Source organism: Cytobacillus oceanisediminis 2691, assembly GCF_000294775.2.
In the GTDB taxonomy this organism is placed as follows: domain Bacteria; phylum Bacillota; class Bacilli; order Bacillales; family Cytobacillaceae; genus Cytobacillus; species Cytobacillus pseudoceanisediminis.
The window spans coordinates 99283-119031 of record NZ_CP015507.1 but is presented as its reverse complement, the minus strand read 5'-3'; the positions used below and the strand labels follow the sequence as shown (position 1 = coordinate 119031).

Below are 19749 nucleotides of genomic sequence, written 5' to 3'. Positions count from 1 at the left end.
TAGTAATGAAGGGAGATCTTGATGGAAAAAATCCTGGAAGTAAAAAAACTAACAAAACATTTTCAAGTGGGAAAAGGATTCGAATTAAAAGCGGTTGATGATATTTCGTTTGATATTTATGAAGGAGAAACACTTGGATTAGTAGGCGAGTCCGGCTGTGGTAAATCAACAATTGGAAGGACTATTATTCGATTATACCAAGCAACATCAGGAAAGGTATTTTTTAAAGGAAAAGATGTGCACAAGTTATCTAAAAACGATAAAAAAGATTTTCATAAAAATATACAAATGATATTTCAGGACCCATACGCTTCATTAAATCCGAGGATGACGGTTGCAGATATCATTGCAGAAGGACTAGATATCCATCGCTTAAAAAAAGGGGAAGAAAGAAAAAAGGCAGTATATCAGTTATTAGAAACCGTAGGCTTAAAGCGAAAGCATGCTAATCGTTATGCACATGAGTTTAGCGGTGGCCAGAGGCAAAGAATAGGCATAGCACGGGCATTGGCTGTTGAACCACTGTTTATTATAGCGGATGAGCCCATATCAGCGTTAGATGTATCCGTTCAGGCACAAATTGTAAATCTTTTGATGGAGCTTCAGCAAAAGAAAAAGCTGACCTATTTATTTATTTCTCATGATTTATCCATGGTAAAGTTAATCAGTGATCGAATCGGTGTAATGTATTTAGGAAATTTGATGGAATTAGCACCTAGTAAAAGGCTCTATGAAAACCCGCTTCATCCATATACTACTTCTCTTCTTAAAGCGATCCCGATCGCTGACCCAGCTATAGAGGAAGCTAAAGAAAAGATAACTGTTTCAGGAGACTTACCGAGTCCAACCAATCCTCCCTGCGGTTGTGTTTATCAAACAAGGTGTTCTCTAGCAACAGAGATGTGCTTTCAGCAAAAACCTATTCTAAAACAAGTAGACAAACAGCATTTCGTAGCTTGCCATTTAGCTTGAAAAATTGTTAGAAAATTCGATATTGACAAAATATTAATCTGTTAATAAGATTAATATAATCCTTTAGTCATATAATCTAACAGAATTGTGAGTGTCTGCCCTATGGACGTAAGACCTGATTCAAGAATTGGAAGAAACGCAATGCTATTGGCTCTTTTAGGTAATGAGAAGCTAGAACCTGAATTTATTAAAGATTTAAGATTACAAGGTTATATATATTGTCAGGGTAAAACCGGCTCGATGGAAACTCAGAAGGTGGTTGCTGCAATAGAAACAGCTGCCAGGCAAAATCAAGTCATTGAAAAAGACTTATACCGTGAAACGCATGCTTTATATCATGCAATCATGGAGGCGCTTCATGGGGTTACAAGAGGGCAAGTACTACTAGGAACTGTTTTACGAACCGTAGGATTAAGTTTCGCTGTAATAAGAGGCAAGCCATATAGTTCCGAGGAAGAAGGAGAATGGGTAGCGGTGGCCCTTTACGGAACAATTGGTGCTCCAGTAAAAGGTTCTGAGCATGAAGCAATTGGTTTGGGTATCAATCATATTTAAATTAGTCCATAGTGATTAAGTTATCAGGGGACTATATCATCAGATTTCAACAGTAGGAATCTGGTGGTATGGTCTCCTTTTGTTTTTAAATATTTCTTAAATCTACTACTATCTCACGGATAGTTAATTTACCAGAAGGGTGGAATAGTTTTGATCGAATTGACAGGAAATTCATTAACCATGGAAAAAGCATTTAAAATTATATTCGAAAATGAACCCGTTTTTGTCCCTGATTACATTTGGGGTCAAGTAAATGCAAGTAGAAAAGCTGTATATGATATTGTAGCCAACCAACAGGTAATATACGGGATTACAACCGGGTTCGGTAAATTTAGCGATGTTTATATACAACAAGAGAATGTAGAAGAGCTACAATTGAATTTAATTAGGAGCCATGCATGTGGGGTTGGTGAGCCTTTTTCTGAAGCTGTGACAAGAGCTATGGTATTATTCCGCATAAACGCTCTGCTGAAAGGTTTTTCGGGCATTCGAAGGGCGGTGATTGAATTATTAATAAACTTATTAAATTATCAAATTCACCCTGTTGTACCTCAACAAGGATCACTAGGTGCGAGTGGGGATCTTGCTCCTCTTTCCCACATGGCACTTGTTTTAGTGGGAGAAGGGGAAGTAATTTATCAGGATAAAAGAATGGAAACACTAGAAGTATTTAATAAAACTGGGCTACAGCCTATTTTTTTAAAAGCTAAGGAAGGGTTAGCGCTTATTAATGGTACCCAAGCAATGACTGCAATGGGAGCAGTTTCTTACATTGAAGCAGAAAATCTCGCATTGCAGGCAGACTATATCGCCTCGCTTACTTTAGAAGGACTTCAAGGTATTATAGATGCATTTGATGAGGACATACAAATAGCAAGAGGGTACAAAGAACAAATAGAGGTAGCCGCAAGAATCCGGCAGGTTTTACATGGTAGCCAGCTTGTAACAAAGCAAGGTGATCTGAGGGTTCAAGATGCTTATTCATTGCGTTGTATCCCTCAGGTCCATGGAGCAACATGGCAAGTATTGTCCTATGTTAAAGATAAATTAGAAATTGAAATGAATGCAGCGACAGATAATCCGCTCATTTTCGATAACGGTAAAAAAATTTTGTCCGGTGGAAACTTTCATGGGCAATCAATTGCCTTTGCAATGGACTTTTTGGCAATCGGAATGTCGGAACTCGCAAACATCTCAGAAAGACGAATTGAACGTTTGGTGAATCCTCAATTAAATGATTTACCGCCTTTTCTTAGCCCTGAACCCGGGCTGCAATCCGGTGCAATGATCATGCAGTATTGTGCTGCTTCTTTAGTTTCTGAAAATAAGAAATTAGCTCATCCGGCTAGTGTAGATTCTATCCCTTCATCTGCTAATCAAGAAGATCATGTTAGTATGGGTACAATAGCTTCCCGGTACGCATATAAAATTATTAATAATACAAGAAAAGTACTATCAATTGAATACATTTGCGCTATGCAGGCAGTTGAATATAGAGGTATTTCAAAAATGGCACCGTTTACTTACCAGTTATATGAATTCGGCCGAAATATGGTTCCATCGATTAAAAAAGACCGAGTCTTTTCAAAAGATATAGAGCATATGGCATCCAGGCTAATAGCTTCGGATTTCAAACAAAATATCTTATGCAGGTAGAGAAAGCTGTATCAATAAAAAGGGGTTAGCTTTTGCCCATCCAACAAAAGTTTAACTAGCTTAAAGTATATTCCTCAAGTGAGGCCAGAATCAGATCTCACTGGCTAAAAGGAAAAACAGTTATCTAAAAATAGAGCATCTATATATAAGATTAATATAATAAAATCCCCCCTGTAAGAATGAAGTGCTTATCTTACAGGGGGTTGCTATATTAAGCAAAGATTTTTTATTCCGAAATTATAAAGGACTTAACCATTGAGACTTCATCCAATTTAATGCGGGAATGAGCTCCAAAATAAAATTGAAATCACAAAAAAGCTTCCTTTAATACGTTTGTAAGTAATTCAGAGCTTTCCATTGATTTTGTCATTTTTCTTTTCAGTAGATATATTGATCTTTTCGGCACAGCTATGTCTGTATGAAAGGGAACAATAACTACTTCATCTTGCTGGATCAAACGTTTAGCAACTGCATTGGGAAGAAAACCAAGTCCATTTCGTGTTTTCAAAAACTTTAATAAGAGTGAAACATGGTCAACTTGTAGATGGCAATCTTGATTAGAGGAAACTTCTCTAAACCATCCTGTAAATGTTCCACCCCAATTCAGATGTATATAATTGTAATTCTTCAGGTCCTTTCTTAAAACGAAATGATCAGGAATAGTAAAATTCGAGTCGGCAACCAGAACAAAGGAATCCTCAATAATTAGCTCCATAATGATATTTGCATGATTAATTGGATAGAAAACGATCGCGACATCGATTAATCCATCAATCATTTTTCTAATTAGGATATCGGAATGTTCCGTTACTAAGGTTAATGAGACTTCAGGGTGTGTTTGTTGAAAATTATCAATGGATTCAAATAGCACGTAATCCCATAATGCGTGCGTTGTGCCTATTATTAAATGATCTCTAAAGCCATTTTCTAATTGGATAGCCTTTAGTCCTTCATTGTTTAATTCTAATATCCTCTCCGCATAAGGGAGAAAAACACTTCCGGATTCTGTTAATTTTATGTTTCTCTTATCCCTTTCAAACAAGTCTTTTCCTAATTGCTTTTCAAGCATTTGGATTCTAGATGTAACAGTGGACTGTACAACATTTAGTATCTCTGCTGTACGGGTAAAGCTTTTAGTATTGGCAACAAATATAAAGGCTTTAAGCTGTTCAATATCCATCAGACTCCCCCTAAGATTAATTCAAAAACCAAATTACAGTAATTAAAAATATTCGTTTTACAAATAAATAGCTACCTATTAAGATTATCATATATTCAAATAATTCTAAATATTTTAAAAATATAGGAGGGATGGGTATTGTGCAGACTTGGAATAATTCTGTGAAAGTCTTTGAATGCATCAAATGTAATCAGCAATTTTCTCCCAATGATTACTTTACAGGCTGCCCTGTGTGTTTGAAAAAACAGCAACCTTCAAGTCTCAAGTTTTTGTATGAACAAGACATGCCATGGAAAATAGACAAGTCAGCTAAAGGTATGTTTCGGTACGCAGATCGGTTACCCTACAAAACTTTTCCTACTCTTGGTGAAGGAGAAACTCCCATTATTAGTATGAACGGCCTTGAAAAGGAACTTGGCATACCCGAAATTTGGTTAAAAAATGAGGGGCAAAATCCTACTGGATCCCATAAGGACAGGATGAGTCCACTTATCGTTGCAAGAGCTGCCTCGTTGAATCGTTCGACGGTTATTGCTGCTTCTAGTGGGAATGCTGGTGCATCATTGGCAGCTTATGCAGCAGCTGCAGGATTACGTTGCAAAATCGTGACAACCCCTAAAATTAATGGACCGTGGGAAAAAGCAATTCGTCTTTCTGGAGCAGAAATTATTAAAGTCCAGAATTCATTAGAAAGATGGGAGACAGTCCGGAAGTTGGTGGAAGAAGAAGGTGACTATCCAGCTACGAACTACAACATTCCCCCAGTGGGTAGCAATATGTTTGGAGTTCAAGGGTACACAACGGTGGCATATGAAATCGTTGAGCAATTGAGAGAATGCCAACCTACTGCTGTTATTATACCTTGTGCAAGAGGGGATCTACTTTGGGGAATTTGGGAAGGATTTGTTGAATCGCTGCGGCTAGGATGGATTGAATCCATACCCCGTTTATATGCGGTAGAACCTTTTCCCCGCTTGGCTCATGTTCTTCAAGGACGCGATTACAGAGGGGAATTTAGAGGCGATTCAAGACTATTACCTTCTATCGGAGGAGAAACGGTAACGTACCAATCTTTAGATGCAATTAAATCTTCGAGAGGAGACGCTATAGTAGTTACCAATACTGAAGTTGAAAAGGCTCAATGGGATTTAGCTAAAAGAGGGATTTTTGCTGAAGGGTCAGCAGCTATAACATGGCCGGCTGTCTCAAAACTGGTCAAAACAGGCAAGATTGATGAAAATGACCGTGTTCTTTTGATGATTACATCACATGGATTTAAAGGAGTGTAATTGTATCAGGTTATTAATACTATTTTAGCAAGCTTATTCTAAAGGGGGAACAAGGGGTGAAATTAGCAACCAAAACGCTTATTGCTATTATGTTAGGAGTCCTGGCTGGATTATGTTTAAGCATCTTTTCTCCAAATATATACGGAATATTAAACACCTATATTTTTAGTCCAATCGGTGAATTATTCATTAAAGCAATAAAAATGATTGTCATTCCGCTTGTATTTTCTGCAGTTGTTTTAAGTATTACCTCAATTGGAAGTCCAAAGAAATTAGGACAATTGGGAGGGAAAACAGTTGCTTTATTTGTAGTGACCACCATGATAGCCTGTACCATCGGAATTACAACTGCAATCATAATTGGACCCGGTAAAAATATTGTAATCCCTGAAACTTCATCTATATTACAAGATGAAGACCATAATGACCATGGTGCTTCGTCAACTGACACTTTAGAAATACCAACATTGAAGGACACAATTTTAAACATTATTCCAAGTAATCCCTTTGAAGCTTTTGCTTCGGGAGATATGTTGCAAGTCCTAACATTTTCTATATTTTTCGGATTTGGATTGGTACTTCTCGGCGATAAGGCAAAGACTATAAATCAGTTTATTCATCAGCTTAATGAGCTAATGATGAAGCTTGTTCAAATTATTATGAAGGTGATCCCTTTCGCGGCTTTCTCACTTGTTGCTACATCAATGGGCACTGCAGGCTTGGAGCTTGTTGGATCAATGGTAAAGTATCTTATTGTTATTGCTGTGGGATTAATTGTTCATGTGTTAGTTACTTATAGCTGCATGATATCTCTCTTTACAAAGTTTAAGCCAATTCATTTTTTTCATAAAATGACACCGGCCATTGGGACTGCTTTTGCAACAAGCAGCAGTGCTGCCACACTCCCTGTTACAAAAAGCTGCTGTGAAAATGACCTCAAAATATCTCATGATGTAAGTTCTTTTGTTCTCCCTCTTGGAATGACTATAAATATGAATGGTGCTTCTTTAAGTCATGGAGTAGCTGCCGTTTTCGTCGCACAGCTTAATGGGATAGATTTAGGTCTAGCTCAATATTTAACAATTATTTTTATATCTTTATTGGCTTCAATAGGTGCACCTGCAATACCAGGAGGCGGAATAGTATCGCTATCAATGGTTTTCCTCGCAGTAGGCTTACCGATTGATGGGGTAGGAATTGCAATTATTTTAGGTCTATTTAGATTGGTTGATATGGCATTAACCTCCGTAAATGTGCTCGGAGATGCTGTTTGTGCAAGTATAGTGGATAAGAATAAAGGAAAATCCAGTGACGTTATCAATCAGAATTTTGTGTCTTAATTCAGCAAGTTCCATAGGTTAACCTCTTTTATACCGACACAAGGAAAAGGAACGGTGACTTTTACAGGGATATGAATATGATCCTCTGTCCTGCAAAGTTAACCTATTTTGGTGTGCATCGATAAGTAAAAAATTAACTACATTTATTTCAATTAATCCTTTTGGACCTTAATGGCCCAAAAGGATTTTTTGTAAGCAAAAAAAATCTAGCCAGCGTTTGTTAATTTATCGAATAGGACCCCAACGAAACAGTCATAAATTCATGCTTTTACTTATATTGTAATCGAACTATCTAGATAGTAAAAAGGATTTTCTTCATCTCCATACTTTCTCAAAACAAATGTGCAATAATATTTTTTTCTGAAATATAAAAAGGAGGATTTACATGTTTAAATAAAATTCATTAATGCTTCTAATCTAGTTTTGTAAAACGAAAATAACACTATTTGAACATTATAACGATAGAACGGAGATGTGTATGAAGTCAAAAATCTACTTTACGCTATTTGTTGTCAGCTTTGTAATAATGGGACTAGAAATGACCGCTACAAGACTGATAGCACCTTCATTTGGTAACACAGTTTACACATGGGGAATAATTATATCGATATTCCTGATTGGATCAAGTGTAGGATACATAGTAGGAGGATATCTAGCTGATAAAGCAAACATTCGCGAAATCATGTTGTTTATATATCTTTTTGGTATTCTTTCGATAGCCATTATTCCATTGATTAAAACTACGCTTTTTCCATTACTTGAATCACTTTCAAGTACCCCCGGTACTACGCTCGGTGTGCTTTTGCTTTATTTAATTCCTAATTTTCTTCTAAGTGTAATTGGGACTGTACTTATGAAGGATGGTATAGGAGAATTGGCAAGTGGAAAAGTCATTGGTAGCTTACATTCAGCATCAGCTATCGGAAGCGTTCTTGGAACACTTGTGACAACTTTCTGGCTAATACCCTGGACTAATATCAACTCCATTATTGGCCTTCTAGCTGGCCTGGTATATTTAACAAACATTATTTATTGTGATACTAAAACCAAGATGCAAGGATTTTTATTAATTATCCCTGCACTGTTTATTGCTCTTCCTTTTCTTTTAGTTGGAGAGAAATCCCAAGATATTCTTTTGAAGAAGACAAGTCTTTACCATGATATTTATGTATTGGAAAAGGATTTCTATCAAGGGAGAGAAGGAAGATTCCGTTCACTCACCTTTGGCAATAAAACTACTATTCAGGGAATGATGGATATGAATCAACCTGACAAACTTCTCCTTGATTATTCAAAAAGCGTGTGGGAGATTTCTAAAACATTTTCTCCAGAGAGTAAAGAAGTCTACATGATTGGCCACGGTATTGGAACATTAACACGGAAGTTTGAAGATACCAATAAAAATGTTCTCGTTGCGGAAATCGACAAAGAGGTAGTAGACGTCAGCCGCCAATATTTTCAATACAATGGTAATAGTGTAGAGATAGGTGACGGGAGAAAAATTCTAAAAGAGCAGAAAAAAAGATTTGATCTCATCTTTTTGGACGCTTATAACAATACAACTCAAATTCCCTTTCATTTAATTTCAAAAGAGTTCTTTGAGCTAACAAGTGAGAAGTTAAATAATAATGGTATTTTAATTATTAACGCAATCGGCAAACAGAAAGGAGATTTGCTGATTGAATCAATGAATAGCACTTTAAAATCAGTTTATCCCTATGTTTACATCTATGGGAGAGAAGATGGAAAAGGAATTCAAAACTTTACAATTATTGGAAGTAAATACCCGATTGAGGATAAAAAAATAAAGGGCCATAACTTGATCAAAGTTGGAAAAGGGAAAGTAATTCTAGATAGCGACACGAAGTTAACTAACCTAAATTAATTTTATAATTCCAAGCTAGTAATTGTCATATTAATATACCCAAGAATAATAAAGAATGTAACAGATATAATCATCCAACAATAACAGAAAGCCCTTAGGTTTTTTTATTTTTTCAGTGATGACTATTAATAAAAGAGCGACATAAGTGAAATTTTTTTGTTACCATGAGAGAAAAAATAAAAAAAGCTGGTGGAAAAATGGGGAAAACAATTTTAGTTGTCGATGACGATCATGATATTGTACGGCTAATTACAGAAAGCTTAAAATTTGAACAGTTTAATACGATACAAGCTTATTCTGGAAAAAAGGCTTTTTACTATTTGAAAGAAAACAAGATTGATTTTGTTGTTTTGGATATCATGATGCCGGAAATGGACGGTTTTGAAGTTTGCCGGAAAATTAGAAGTGAATACAATATCCCCATTCTGTTGCTAAGTGCACGCAGCAGGGATATGGACAAGATTATCGGACTGGAAATTGGAGCAGACGACTATATGACGAAACCTTTCAGCATTCAGGAGCTTACCTCACGGATAAAAGCTCATTTCAGAAAGGTTGACCGGTTGCATCAGGAATGGAATGGCATTATAAAGGAGAAGGAAGTGAAGTTTCTAAATTCAAACTCGCCTCTTGTGTTAAATGACAAGACTTTTGAAGCTTTTTTAAATCATCAAAAGTTAGAGTTATCGACTAAGGAATTTCAAATTTTATCCTTTCTGAAGAATCATCCCAATAATGTCCTCACCCGTGAACAAATTTATGATAGCGTCTGGGGAGACGAATACGGAGATTTAAACACCGTCACCGTTCATATAAAAAATATCCGAAAAAAGATTGGCGTACAGCATGATTTCATCAAAACCGTCTGGGGTGTTGGTTACAAATATATTGAAGGGAATACATCAACATGAAGCTAAAAACCAAGCTTCCATTACTATTTCTCTTCATATTTCTTCTAACGCTTCTGCTGATTGCTGCCTTTTTTGTTTTTTATATAAAATCGTTATCAGCAGATGAAGGACACGTATGGCTAGAAAATATATTTAGTCCGGTTCATTTTCAAATGCTCTTACTTCTAAGTATTTTAATGGGCTTGTTGTTTGTTGTTTTAACAGTGTTTTTTCACTTCAATATTACTAAACCCATCCAAGCACTCAATTTAAGACTGAAAAAAGTAAATATAGGAAACTCCCGAACCCCCTTGCATTCAAGAAGGAAGGATGAAATCGGAGACCTGTATAATCATTTTAATGAGATGGAAGAAAGACTATATCAAGCCCATAGGGAACAGGTTGATATGATAGCAGCTATTGCTCATGATTTGAAGACTCCATTAACTACAATAACAGGTTTTGTTGAGCTTCTCTCTATACAGAAAGATCTGACCAGAATGGAGACACAGGATTATTATGAGCTTATTATGAAAAAAACAAAACACATGGTGGAGCTGATTGATTCTTTCTCAATGTATACTAAGAATGAGGCAATGTTTGAAACCATAGCTATGATACCGATAGCAGCTCATAAGTTGTTTGACACTATATCATCTGAATATGAGACCGAGTTATCTAGCTTCGAGTTCAGGCTTACATGGAAACATACTTTTAACCCGAACCAGCTCATTAGTATCAATGAACACATGATACGGCGTGTATTTGGAAATCTTTTCAGTAATGCTGTAAGATACAGCAATAGTAATGAACTTCATGTCTATTTGACCGGTTATGTACAGGAAGGTTATGCATACTTTCTAATAGAGGATAATGGCGTTGGAGTGCCTAATCAGGACCTGTCTTTACTGTTTCGTAAATTTTACACGGTGGATAAATCTAGACAAATGAGTAATGGCGGTTCTGGACTAGGTCTAGCAAGCTGTAAATTAATAATTGAACATCATGGCGGTCAGATTCATGCGTTTCATTCAAATCATGGGGGATTGGGAATCCGTTTTTCACTCCCACTATCAGTATAGGAATGTGTTCTGAAAGACTTTCAGTTGAAAAACTGAAGGTTTTTTTGTTTAAATGCCACTTCATAATTCTTTATATTTTTTCATAACTTTTTTATTTTCTTTTTATAGGAGTTTTAGTTTTCTTTTTTACAATAAGACTGCCAGGATCCTATAGAGCTTTAAAGGATTTTACAATAAGTATTTGACCAATTAACTAAATAGGAGGAAACCCCAATGAGTAAATTATCAAACTCCAATCACGACAATGGCGGGAAGCAAGCTAAGGAGCGGCAGCCAGTTATGCCACGCTGGGTAAAGGTATCATTAATCATTCTTATAGCTCTGTTCCTGCTTTTTGTCATCATAAACATCACAGGCATAGGAGGCAAGCACGGACCTATGCGGCATTTTGGCCAGACACTGCCCACAGAACAAATGGAGGCACAACAACCATGACAATGAAGCCTGGACTCCGTAAGTTCGCCCTCACCGCGCATGTCACTTGCTCCGTTGGCTGGATTGGAACTGTTATTGCGTACATAGCTTTAGCCATCGCTGGTCAAATCAGCCCGGATATCCAAACGGTACGTGCCGTTTGGATCGCGATGGAATTGATCGGATGGTACGTCATCGTCCCGTTGGCGCTCATCTCGCTACTCACTGGAATTATCATGTCACTCGGCACCCCATGGGGCCTTTTCCGTCATTATTGGGTTATATTCAAACTTTTACTAACGGTATTTTCTACGTTCGTCTTGCTCCTTCATATGCCGTTAGTGAGCTCCTTGGCACGATTGGCAGAAGAAGCGGATCCTACAGGTCTGAGCAGGCTACCGAATGAAATATTTCATCCCGCTGGCGGCTTGCTATTGTTGCTGCTTATCGTGACATTGTCGGTGTACAAGCCGCGGGGTATTACCCCATATGGTTGGAAAAAGCAACAGAAGCAATATAACCATTTGTAGAAGCAGAAGCCTCCTCTATAGCATTCGGTGCAGCAGCCAACATATTTTTAAAAAAGAATAACCTAAACTGAAGAATGGTTTTGATGTTTAATTGACAAATTCCTGTTGAATATTGTGATTACCCTTAGACAAACTGTTTTTATCCTAGATATTTGTTATATAATTAAAAAAAAGCATGGAGGTTTTTAGACGTTGAATACTAATGCGGAACAAATAATAACTGATCTTTTAATTAAAAAAGTTTCACCTTTTTTAATTGTTTTATTTGGTTCAACCGTCAATGGAAACATCCATAGAGAGAGCGATATTGATATTGCTTTTTTAAGCGATGAAAAAAACTTAGATAAATATGAATTGTTTATGATCGCTCAAGAACTGGCCGCAAAACTAAACCGAGAAATAGATTTGATTGATTTAAATAAAGCCAGTACGGTTTTTCAAGCTCAAATTGTCCAGACAGGTAAAACCATCTATTGTACGGATGAACGAAAAAAGGAGGAATTTGAGTTAAAAGCATTAAAGATGTACGTAAAGCTAAATGAAGAACGTTCTGAGATAATAAAAAAGATAGATGAAAGCGGGACCATATATGAAAAGTGATGTGATTCTAAACAAAGTAAGTATTATCGAACGTTGTATTAAAAGAATACATGAGGAATACGATAATAACTCGAAAAACCTAGAGAATTACACTAAACAAGATTCAATAATATTAAATCTTCAGCGGGCTTGTGAAGCGAGATTGATCTAGCCATGCATATAATTGCTAATAAGAAGCTAGGGCTTCCGCAAAATAGCCGGGATGCATTTTCAATATTAGAGAAAGAAGGGATTCTACAAGCAAATCTATCTCAAAAAATGAAAGCGATGGTTGGTTTCCGAAATATTGCAGTTCATGACTACCAAGAAATTAATTTAGAGATATTAAAAAAAATACTTGATGATCATTTAGCTGATTTTTTTGAGTATACCAAAACAATTTTAATGTTTTAGCTTATTCTACAAAATACTAAATTAGGTTTTACTACAATACTGAGTAAATTAGTATATTAAATCCTCTCATGACAAAGTCAAGGGGATTATTTTTTTGTTGTTTATAACATAAAGGTATAATCATGGTTAAAATGAACTCACTAAAAGAATAAGATGTTTGCTATAGCATGAATTAAGGAAAGAGAACAAGAAAGGTTTTTTATGTGTGGATATTTTAAGTTTTTTCTACATTTTAATGGGTGAAGCGGTGTATCATCTGGTTTATTTAAAATGAATCTTGAAGGGGTAAAATATCTAATGAAAAATAGATTATTTAAAGGAGTAGGTAAACATGCAAAGAGTTCAAATAGAATTATATTCAAGACCAACTTGACTGGATTGTAAAGAAGCGAAGGAGTTTCTTTCGCAGAACGGTATTAAATACATTGAATATGATTTAACCCGGAACCCTGATAAAGAGGAAGAAATGAAAAAAAGAACGGGCTCTCGCATTGTGCCTGCTTTTGTTATAAGAGATACAAGACTCCTAAGTATTATGAAACGTCCTAAAATTTTTATTGGTTTTGAAGTGAATAAGGACAAAATTATTCAGTTACTTAAAGTGCAAAGATAAATTTTAAAACAGATAAGAGTGTGGAAGGAGTTCTGCTGACAACATGCAGCTGAGACTAATCCAAGATTTTGGGCATACTTGTAAAGTGATGAAATAGTGAATTTGAGAAACCAGACTCAAAAGTTAATTCCAAAAAAATACAATTAATGGACTTTCTTTTTTATGAAAGTCCTCTTTTTAATTATCAAGTAAGGCCTTTTTGAGGGTTTTGTAAAAATATATTCCGAATAGTAAAACCTCGATTACACCACCCAAGTATTATTAAGTAAACCAGCATAATTTTTAATTTAATGAACCTATATGCCAAACACCTATTTTTAATCTTAATAAAAAAATCCTTCACATACTATAGAGGGGTATAGTATTATGTGATTAAAGGGAATGTTGATAAATTCAAAAAGTCTTGAAGAATTTATTTAAATCGAGAAATGCTAAGAAGTTGCACTGACTAAGACTCAATCAGCTTTAAATAGTGACGCTTGTGATTTTCTATAGAGCATGTAATAAAGACTTATGTTTTAGGAAAAAATCTAGAAGGTGATTGAACGCTTTCCATTGTTATAGAGGTTAAATAAAAAGGGAGAACAAGGGGGAATTCTTATGAACTTAGATGGAGTTAGCAAACATCTATTAATTTGCAACGGGAAAACATGCATGAAAAATGGAGCTGAAGAAGTAACAGAGACCGTTAGGGGAGAATTGAAAAACTTAGCGCTGCAAAAGGAGATTCATACAACAAAAACATTATGTAACGGCCAATGCAAACATGGTCCTATCGTTGTTCTATATCCAGATGGAGCCTGGTACAAAGAAATGAATAAAATTAAAAGTGAAGAACTTATTCGTCAATTAAAAGAAGAGAGAACTGGTAATTTAAGTTCTAAACTTTACTACCATGATGGAAAAACATTTAAGAAGGATGAAAGTGAAATATAACATTATACTAATTCATCGAAAAAGCGTTGCTGTAAAACAGGACGCTTTTCTACTTTCAGTGACAATTACACTTAAGTAAAATCTATGGCGGTATTTTGTTTCTTCAAAACTAGTAACCGATTAATTGTTTAGTTGTTTATAAGGGAAAAGAGAGATTTTTAGTAACCCCCTGGATAAATGCAAAATTGCTGGTGCTCACGTTAATGAGGATTCTTTGTTAACAGAAGGGGAGCGTATAAATTCAAATCTCAGCCTTAAACTATAACTATTCGTATAATACTAATTTTACGAATAGTTATAATCGACATGTAAACAGTGGCTTGCTATAATTAACATACATAGTATTCATTATATTTTTGAATAAGAAATAAATTCATTAGTATTACTACGATAAGATTATACATAATTGGAGTTATACCAGTCCGAGTACATTTTCCACCTTTAAAGTTAAAGATCAAACCTAGGATTTTTAGTAAAGGAGCGGTTTAAAATTGAATCCACACCTTGAAGAAACCATTATAGATGTACTTCGTGAAAAATTATCCCCCGATTGGATAGTTATGTTTGGTTCAACCGTTAGTGGAAATACCCATAAAGAAAGTGACATTGATATTGCATATTTGAGTGACACAATTAAAGCAGATAAATATCAAATATTTATGATTGCTCAGGAATTAGCAGCAAAACTCAACAAAGATGTGGACCTCATTGATTTAAATCAGGCCAGTACAGTATTTCAAGCCCAAATAGTTCAATCCGGAACAACTATTTATTGTACCAATGAGCGAAAAAAAGCTGAATTTGAAGTTAAAGTATTAAAAATGTATACGAAGCTAAATGAGGAGCGATCAGAGATATTAAAAAAAATTGACGAAAGCGGGACAATATATGAAAAGTGATGTAATTTTAAATAAAATAAATATAATTGAACGCTGTATTAAACGAATTCACGAGGAATACGACCAGAATCCTAAAAATCTAGAGAATTATACAAAGCAAGATTCAATTATTTTAAATCTGCAGCGGGCTTGTGAGGCAAGTATTGACTTGGCCATGCACATAGTAGCCGTAAAAAAACTGGGACTCCCACAACAAAGCCGGGATGCATTTACCTTATTGGAAGCTGAGGGTATTATTCCCTCCTCTCTTTCAGATAAGATGAAAGCTATGGTTGGATTTCGTAATATTGCAGTTCATGATTACCAAGAGATTAATTTAGTGATCCTTCAAAAGATACTTGATAATCATTTAGTGGATTTCTTTGAATATACAAAAACCATTTTAATGCACTGATATAGTTTTAAATAATATAATTATGTAAACTACTATTCGTAATAATTGTATTATACGAACATTAGTTCCATTATTTTACACCCATAATCATACAGTTCTTTTCTTGCCTCATGATTTAAACGAGCATACAGCTGCGTTTGTTGTGGGCCATTATGCCCTAAAAGAACCTGTATACAGGCTAACGGCATTCTATTCCGTGCTAAATGCAGAAAAGGTAGGGCGAAATATAAACAATTCGCTCTTTTTTACGTTTCCCTTTTGGTATTGTTATCATACGTTCCGGTCAATTAATATCCTCTTTTTTCATGTCAACTAACTATATAAGGCACACAGTCCTGGCATATTGTCATAATGATAGTAAGTTGCACTCTAGAATAACCAAAGGAATGTCTCAATTCTGAAGACATTCCCTTTTCTATCAAGATATATTTAGTTCTTACCATTTTTATTTAAATACAACTCTTCACAATCTTTAAACTCATTTTCAATAATTACAGGAATGCTGATCTTATTGTCAAAAAAGCTGTCTTCTGACTGCTCTTAGAGTTTTCCCATTCAAACATTTTTATAAATCAAACTTTAGCTTCACATCTTACTAAGTCATAAAATAGCACCTCATGTGAGATGCTAAAAAGTTTTGCTATTTAACTATGATGGGAAGTACGCCTTTGGCTAAGCGTGAACCCCATTAACGTTTTTTCAATAATATCCGTTTCGAATAACTTTTCAATTCCATTGATGATTTCCTCTTTAGAAAACCTATTTGCCTTATCTTCTGACCAGCACTTAAACTCATCGACAATTTCTTCCTGAGATAGTTCTCCTTTCTCCTTTAATAAATAAGTAATTGTCGATAAGCATTCCAGTTCATGGTTAGAACTTAAATTGTTAACGTACTCTGCTGCTATTTTGATAAATGGCACTAAAGTTCCCAATTTAAATTCTACCTGACCGCTCACAATTTTATTGTAGAGAATCCCATATGCTTCTTCAGTATTCATCACACCATGATATTTCTGAAATTCTTTGATATTCCTGCTAATGATGGCAATAGAGTTATCGTATGGACCGTATTTATGTCTAGTGAAATTGAAGTAACTTTCCCTAGAAAACACATCCATATAGAAAGCTGTTTTTTGAAGTCTTAACGTATCAAATTTATTAAGGTGATGTTTAATACTCATTAATATAAGCGCTGATAAACTTAGATTAGGTTCTGCTTTTGGTTGTGATACGTAATTTTGAGATGGTTCAAAAATGTAAATTTGAACCTTTTCATCTACTACTGCCAATTTTTTCTCGATTATCGTTTTCACTTCGCTCCAAACTAGTCCTCCATTACCAGCTCCTAAAGGCGGAATAGCTATGGATTGAATACCTAAATTATCAATTAATGGTATGAGTTCATCCAGTCCTTTTTCTACATATTCTATTTTGGATTTTGCTCTCCATTTATTTTTAGTTGGGAAATTCACTATAATTTTACCGTCTTCTATAAAATAGTGAAGCTTTCCAATCTGTAGCTCACCTGTCTTACAAGCTTTGACATAATCCTTATTGTTCTCCGGAAATTTCAACTTAAATTGATATGCAATACCTTTTCCCATATACCCTTCACAGTTTACAGTATTAACCAGAGCCTCAGCTGACGATTTTAGTAAGTCACCTGTTGTATAAATAATCACGTTTTCACCTCACTTTCTTTTAGCAGATTTTTCTATAACCACCGTCCAACATCCACAAACGGTGGCGTTTTGTTAATACCTTTAGAATGCAATTTATTCATAACAACCGACCTTGTTCCTTCATTTTTCACATAAATGCAATGAAAGAGCTTAGCAGGAACAGTTAAAGGCGTCAAACATTCAGCCATTTTTACATTCTTAGTATATCGATCTTCCGTACCTAGTTTGTGCATCGTATCCCAATCGATTGCTTCAAAACCTTCTTCATAGTCATATAATTGATAATTTTCTTCAATATTAAGTGGATGTCTTGGTAATATTTTAAACTTATTATGTTTAGCTAATTCTCTTGTAATACAAATATACATAAAGTCTTCATCTTCATATGTGCTTTTTACAGCAACATCAAATGAAGAATAGGGATGAAAGTGAAATGGAGTATATACATCCAGTCCAAGTTCTGTACGTTTAGAAATAATCTTTGAATCTGCAATATCAAAGAAACGAACATCATTATCCTTAACTAATTTCCTTGATATTAAACCATGCTCCAATATGGAGTCTAAATTCGACAATCGAGTCAAATGATATAAGAGTTTTCCCTTTTTTATATTCCCTATCGCCATGTTAAAATTCCACCTTAATATAATACTATCAATATAGCAAGCATGTTAGTTTCATTCTATAATTATACCATATTGTGGAATAGCCACATTAGCAATTTTATAATAAAGCTAAGTACATTCCTTCCAGAAATAATTTTTTTGCACAGTATAGGTCTAATACGCCATAACAGATTAATTTATCTTATTCAACAAACCTGCCCCGTTAGCCATCCATGAAGCACAAAAATCAGTGCTTCACCACAGAGAATGAAAATGGTTTTGAACCGTCAATACTTATTCTACGGCTGGAGAGGAAGGTCGCTGAACTATAGTGCGTTAGAGCCCATCCGTTAGTCTAACTCCACCGACCACGGTGCACCACTGACTGTAGCTCCCTTACGGGAAGCACACATGGTAGATTAATCCTATTTCTGGTTGATGCACCAGCCTCTACTTTAATGATTGCCGTAGAAAGGATGTTTTCAATGGATGTAGTCAATGAAAGAGCTTGTGGTATGGATGTCCATAAGGACAACATTACTGCCTGTATTATCACGCCTGAAGGAAAGGAGGTTAAAACTTTTTCTACTAAGACTGTATTTCTATTGAAGTTGATTGACTGGGTTAAGCAATATAACTGTACACATGTAGCATGGAAAGCACGAGCGTTTATTGGAAATCGTAAAATTACTGGAAGCTGAGGATATCGAGTTTTTAGTGGTGAATGCCCAACACATGAAGGCTGTTCCAGGACGTAAGACAGATGTAAAAGATGCAGAATGGATTGCCAAACTGCTTCGCCACGGGCAGCTTAAAGCCAGTTATATTCCCGACCGGAATCAACGTGAACTTCGCGAGCTCGTTCGTTATCGCCGAAGCATCATTGAGGAGCGTGCAAGACAACATAACCGGATTCAAAAGGTGTTAGAAGACGCAAACATTAAGCTGGGATCAGTGTTTCGGGTGTACTAGGTGTTTCGGCGAGACATCCTTGACGCAATCGCAGATGGCGAAGAGGATCCTGAGAAACTAGCAAACTTCGTACGACGCACCATGAAAAAGAAGAAGGAAGAATTGAAACTAGCTTTAAAAGGCTATATTAACTCACATCAACGGTTAATGTTGAAAACCATTTTGGGCCACATTGATTTTCTGACTGAACAGATCGAGATGCTCGATCAAGAAGTTGCGAAAAGAGTAAGCTCTCATCAAGAGGATGTGGAAATACTTGATTCAATTCCTGGCATTGCGACAAGAATGGCTGAACAAATCCTTTCTGAAATCGGAACTGATGTAAAAAAGCAGTATCCCACTGCAGCCCATATGTGTTCCTGGGCAGGCTTGGTTCCAGGACAGAATGAAAGTGCAGGAAAAAGGAAATCGGCTAAAACTAAAAAAGGAAACAAGTATTTAAAGTCCGCTTTGACTGAGGCAGCTCATTCGGTAAGGGGATCCAAAAACTATCTCGGAGCACTGTATAGGCGTACAGCCTCAGGAAAAGGCAAGAAACGCGCTGGTATTGTCGTCGCTCACGCCATATTACGTATCTCTTATTATCTTCTAACTCGTAAAGAATTGTATGTAGACTTGGGCGAAGACCACTTTGATAAACAGAGACAACAATTAGACGACTCGAAAGCTTAGGATACACAGAAACGTTGGAAGAGCCTAAAGCATCCTAATTCCAGTCAAACTAATTACCATAGATCCTAATGTGGCGCTCTCCCCTTAAAAAAAACAAATGAGCTGCGTCTTCTTCAGTATTGCCTTTTTTTGAGAATTGCAGAAGTTAATTTCATGGTAGTGCATAATTCTATAGTACTATTTAGCG

General features: G+C 35.7%; 18 protein-coding genes and 2 pseudogenes. 17 read left to right on the top strand and 3 right to left on the bottom strand.

Annotated features, from left to right (window positions below):
- Nucleotides 1–21 precede the first annotated feature (21 nt).
- The 3 genes from A361_RS27740 (at nucleotide 22) to hutH (ending at nucleotide 3183) form a co-directional block, all read left to right on the top strand.
- Entirely contained in the window at nucleotides 22–972 is a 951-nt protein-coding gene (locus A361_RS27740; protein WP_019380923.1) for an ABC transporter ATP-binding protein, read from the top strand.
- Between the two features lie 102 nt (nucleotides 973–1074).
- Entirely contained in the window at nucleotides 1075–1527 is a 453-nt protein-coding gene (gene hutP, locus A361_RS27735; protein WP_026041640.1) for a hut operon transcriptional regulator HutP, read from the top strand.
- A gap of 150 nt (nucleotides 1528–1677) precedes the next feature.
- Nucleotides 1678–3183 (top strand): histidine ammonia-lyase, encoded by a 1506-nt coding sequence (hutH, locus tag A361_RS27730; RefSeq protein ID WP_019380925.1) that lies wholly within the window; start codon nucleotides 1678–1680, stop codon nucleotides 3181–3183.
- 307 nt (nucleotides 3184–3490) lie between these two features.
- Here the strand turns inward: hutH and A361_RS27725 are convergent, their stop codons facing one another.
- Entirely contained in the window at nucleotides 3491–4363 is an 873-nt protein-coding gene (locus A361_RS27725) for a LysR family transcriptional regulator (protein WP_019380926.1), read from the bottom strand.
- A gap of 131 nt (nucleotides 4364–4494) precedes the next feature.
- Between A361_RS27725 and A361_RS27720 the strand changes: the two genes are divergently transcribed.
- From A361_RS27720 to hepT (A361_RS27665), 13 genes and pseudogenes are all read left to right on the top strand, one after another.
- Nucleotides 4495–5652: a threonine synthase gene (locus A361_RS27720; protein WP_033196524.1), complete on the top strand. Its 1158-nt coding sequence runs from the start codon at nucleotides 4495–4497 to the stop codon at nucleotides 5650–5652.
- 56 nt (nucleotides 5653–5708) lie between these two features.
- The gene (locus A361_RS27715; RefSeq protein WP_019380928.1) at nucleotides 5709–6992 is read left to right on the top strand and encodes a dicarboxylate/amino acid:cation symporter; all 1284 of its coding nucleotides are present in this window, start codon (nucleotides 5709–5711) and stop codon (nucleotides 6990–6992) included.
- A 478-nt stretch (nucleotides 6993–7470) separates the two neighbouring features.
- Nucleotides 7471–8877: a fused MFS/spermidine synthase gene (locus tag A361_RS27710; protein WP_019380929.1), complete on the top strand. Its 1407-nt coding sequence runs from the start codon at nucleotides 7471–7473 to the stop codon at nucleotides 8875–8877.
- A 197-nt stretch (nucleotides 8878–9074) separates the two neighbouring features.
- Nucleotides 9075–9788 (top strand): response regulator transcription factor, encoded by a 714-nt coding sequence (locus A361_RS27705; protein WP_026041641.1) that lies wholly within the window; start codon nucleotides 9075–9077, stop codon nucleotides 9786–9788.
- Nucleotides 9785–10849 carry a HAMP domain-containing sensor histidine kinase gene (locus tag A361_RS27700; RefSeq protein ID WP_019380931.1) on the top strand — a complete coding sequence of 355 codons (1065 nt, stop codon included), beginning with the start codon at nucleotides 9785–9787 and terminating at the stop codon, nucleotides 10847–10849. The genes A361_RS27705 and A361_RS27700 overlap by 4 nt, the downstream gene beginning before the upstream one ends.
- Before the next feature lie 213 nt (nucleotides 10850–11062).
- Entirely contained in the window at nucleotides 11063–11284 is a 222-nt protein-coding gene (locus tag A361_RS27695; RefSeq protein ID WP_019380932.1) for a hypothetical protein, read from the top strand.
- Nucleotides 11281–11793 carry a DUF2269 family protein gene (locus A361_RS27690; RefSeq protein WP_019380933.1) on the top strand — a complete coding sequence of 171 codons (513 nt, stop codon included), beginning with the start codon at nucleotides 11281–11283 and terminating at the stop codon, nucleotides 11791–11793. The genes A361_RS27695 and A361_RS27690 overlap by 4 nt, the downstream gene beginning before the upstream one ends.
- 192 nt (nucleotides 11794–11985) lie before the next feature.
- Nucleotides 11986–12393: a type VII toxin-antitoxin system MntA family adenylyltransferase antitoxin gene (gene mntA, locus A361_RS27685; RefSeq protein WP_019380934.1), complete on the top strand. Its 408-nt coding sequence runs from the start codon at nucleotides 11986–11988 to the stop codon at nucleotides 12391–12393.
- A pseudogene (gene hepT, locus A361_RS27680) lies at nucleotides 12383–12786 on the top strand (type VII toxin-antitoxin system HepT family RNase toxin). The gene mntA (A361_RS27685) and the pseudogene hepT (A361_RS27680) overlap by 11 nt, the downstream one beginning before the upstream one ends.
- Before the next feature lie 373 nt (nucleotides 12787–13159).
- Complete coding sequence (locus tag A361_RS31325; RefSeq protein WP_081757328.1) at nucleotides 13160–13399, top strand: glutaredoxin family protein; 240 nt, start codon at nucleotides 13160–13162, stop codon at nucleotides 13397–13399.
- 600 nt (nucleotides 13400–13999) lie between these two features.
- Nucleotides 14000–14335, top strand: coding sequence for a (2Fe-2S) ferredoxin domain-containing protein (locus tag A361_RS27675; protein ID WP_019380938.1), 336 nt, complete (start codon nucleotides 14000–14002; stop codon nucleotides 14333–14335).
- Nucleotides 14336–14826: 491 nt separating this feature from the next.
- Nucleotides 14827–15234, top strand: a complete 408-nt coding sequence (mntA, locus tag A361_RS27670) for a type VII toxin-antitoxin system MntA family adenylyltransferase antitoxin (RefSeq protein ID WP_019380939.1) — start codon at nucleotides 14827–14829, stop codon at nucleotides 15232–15234.
- Nucleotides 15224–15628: a type VII toxin-antitoxin system HepT family RNase toxin gene (hepT, locus tag A361_RS27665; protein ID WP_019380940.1), complete on the top strand. Its 405-nt coding sequence runs from the start codon at nucleotides 15224–15226 to the stop codon at nucleotides 15626–15628. The genes mntA (A361_RS27670) and hepT (A361_RS27665) overlap by 11 nt, the downstream gene beginning before the upstream one ends.
- 644 nt (nucleotides 15629–16272) lie before the next feature.
- On the opposite strand, the gene darG is transcribed toward hepT (A361_RS27665), so the two are convergent.
- Nucleotides 16273–17313 (bottom strand): macro domain-containing protein, encoded by a 1041-nt coding sequence (gene darG / locus A361_RS27660; protein ID WP_019380941.1) that lies wholly within the window; start codon nucleotides 17311–17313, stop codon nucleotides 16273–16275.
- A gap of 32 nt (nucleotides 17314–17345) precedes the next feature.
- Entirely contained in the window at nucleotides 17346–17939 is a 594-nt protein-coding gene (locus A361_RS27655) for a DarT ssDNA thymidine ADP-ribosyltransferase family protein (protein ID WP_019380942.1), read from the bottom strand.
- Nucleotides 17940–18403: 464 nt separating this feature from the next.
- On the opposite strand from A361_RS27655, the pseudogene A361_RS27645 reads away from it, so the two are divergent.
- Nucleotides 18404–19600: pseudogene (locus A361_RS27645) on the top strand (IS110 family transposase).
- Nucleotides 19601–19749: the final 149 nt, after the last annotated feature.

Excerpts from the sequence above, each read along its gene's own strand:
- A361_RS27705 (WP_026041641.1), top strand. The coding sequence starts at position 9,075 with ATGGGGAAAACAATTTTAGTTGTCGATGACGATCATGATATTGTACGG.
- A361_RS27710 (WP_019380929.1), top strand. The coding sequence starts at position 7,471 with ATGAAGTCAAAAATCTACTTTACGCTATTTGTTGTCAGCTTTGTAATA.
- A361_RS27675 (WP_019380938.1), top strand. The coding sequence starts at position 14,000 with ATGAACTTAGATGGAGTTAGCAAACATCTATTAATTTGCAACGGGAAA.
- A361_RS27740 (WP_019380923.1), top strand. The coding sequence starts at position 22 with ATGGAAAAAATCCTGGAAGTAAAAAAACTAACAAAACATTTTCAAGTG.
- A361_RS27690 (WP_019380933.1), top strand. The coding sequence starts at position 11,281 with ATGACAATGAAGCCTGGACTCCGTAAGTTCGCCCTCACCGCGCATGTC.
- A361_RS27695 (WP_019380932.1), top strand. The coding sequence starts at position 11,063 with ATGAGTAAATTATCAAACTCCAATCACGACAATGGCGGGAAGCAAGCT.
- A361_RS27725 (WP_019380926.1), bottom strand. The coding sequence starts at position 4,363 with ATGGATATTGAACAGCTTAAAGCCTTTATATTTGTTGCCAATACTAAA.
- hepT (WP_019380940.1), top strand. The coding sequence starts at position 15,224 with ATGAAAAGTGATGTAATTTTAAATAAAATAAATATAATTGAACGCTGT.
- hutP (WP_026041640.1), top strand. The coding sequence starts at position 1,075 with ATGGACGTAAGACCTGATTCAAGAATTGGAAGAAACGCAATGCTATTG.
- A361_RS27700 (WP_019380931.1), top strand. The coding sequence starts at position 9,785 with ATGAAGCTAAAAACCAAGCTTCCATTACTATTTCTCTTCATATTTCTT.
- A361_RS27720 (WP_033196524.1), top strand. The coding sequence starts at position 4,495 with ATGGGTATTGTGCAGACTTGGAATAATTCTGTGAAAGTCTTTGAATGC.
- A361_RS27655 (WP_019380942.1), bottom strand. The coding sequence starts at position 17,939 with ATGGCGATAGGGAATATAAAAAAGGGAAAACTCTTATATCATTTGACT.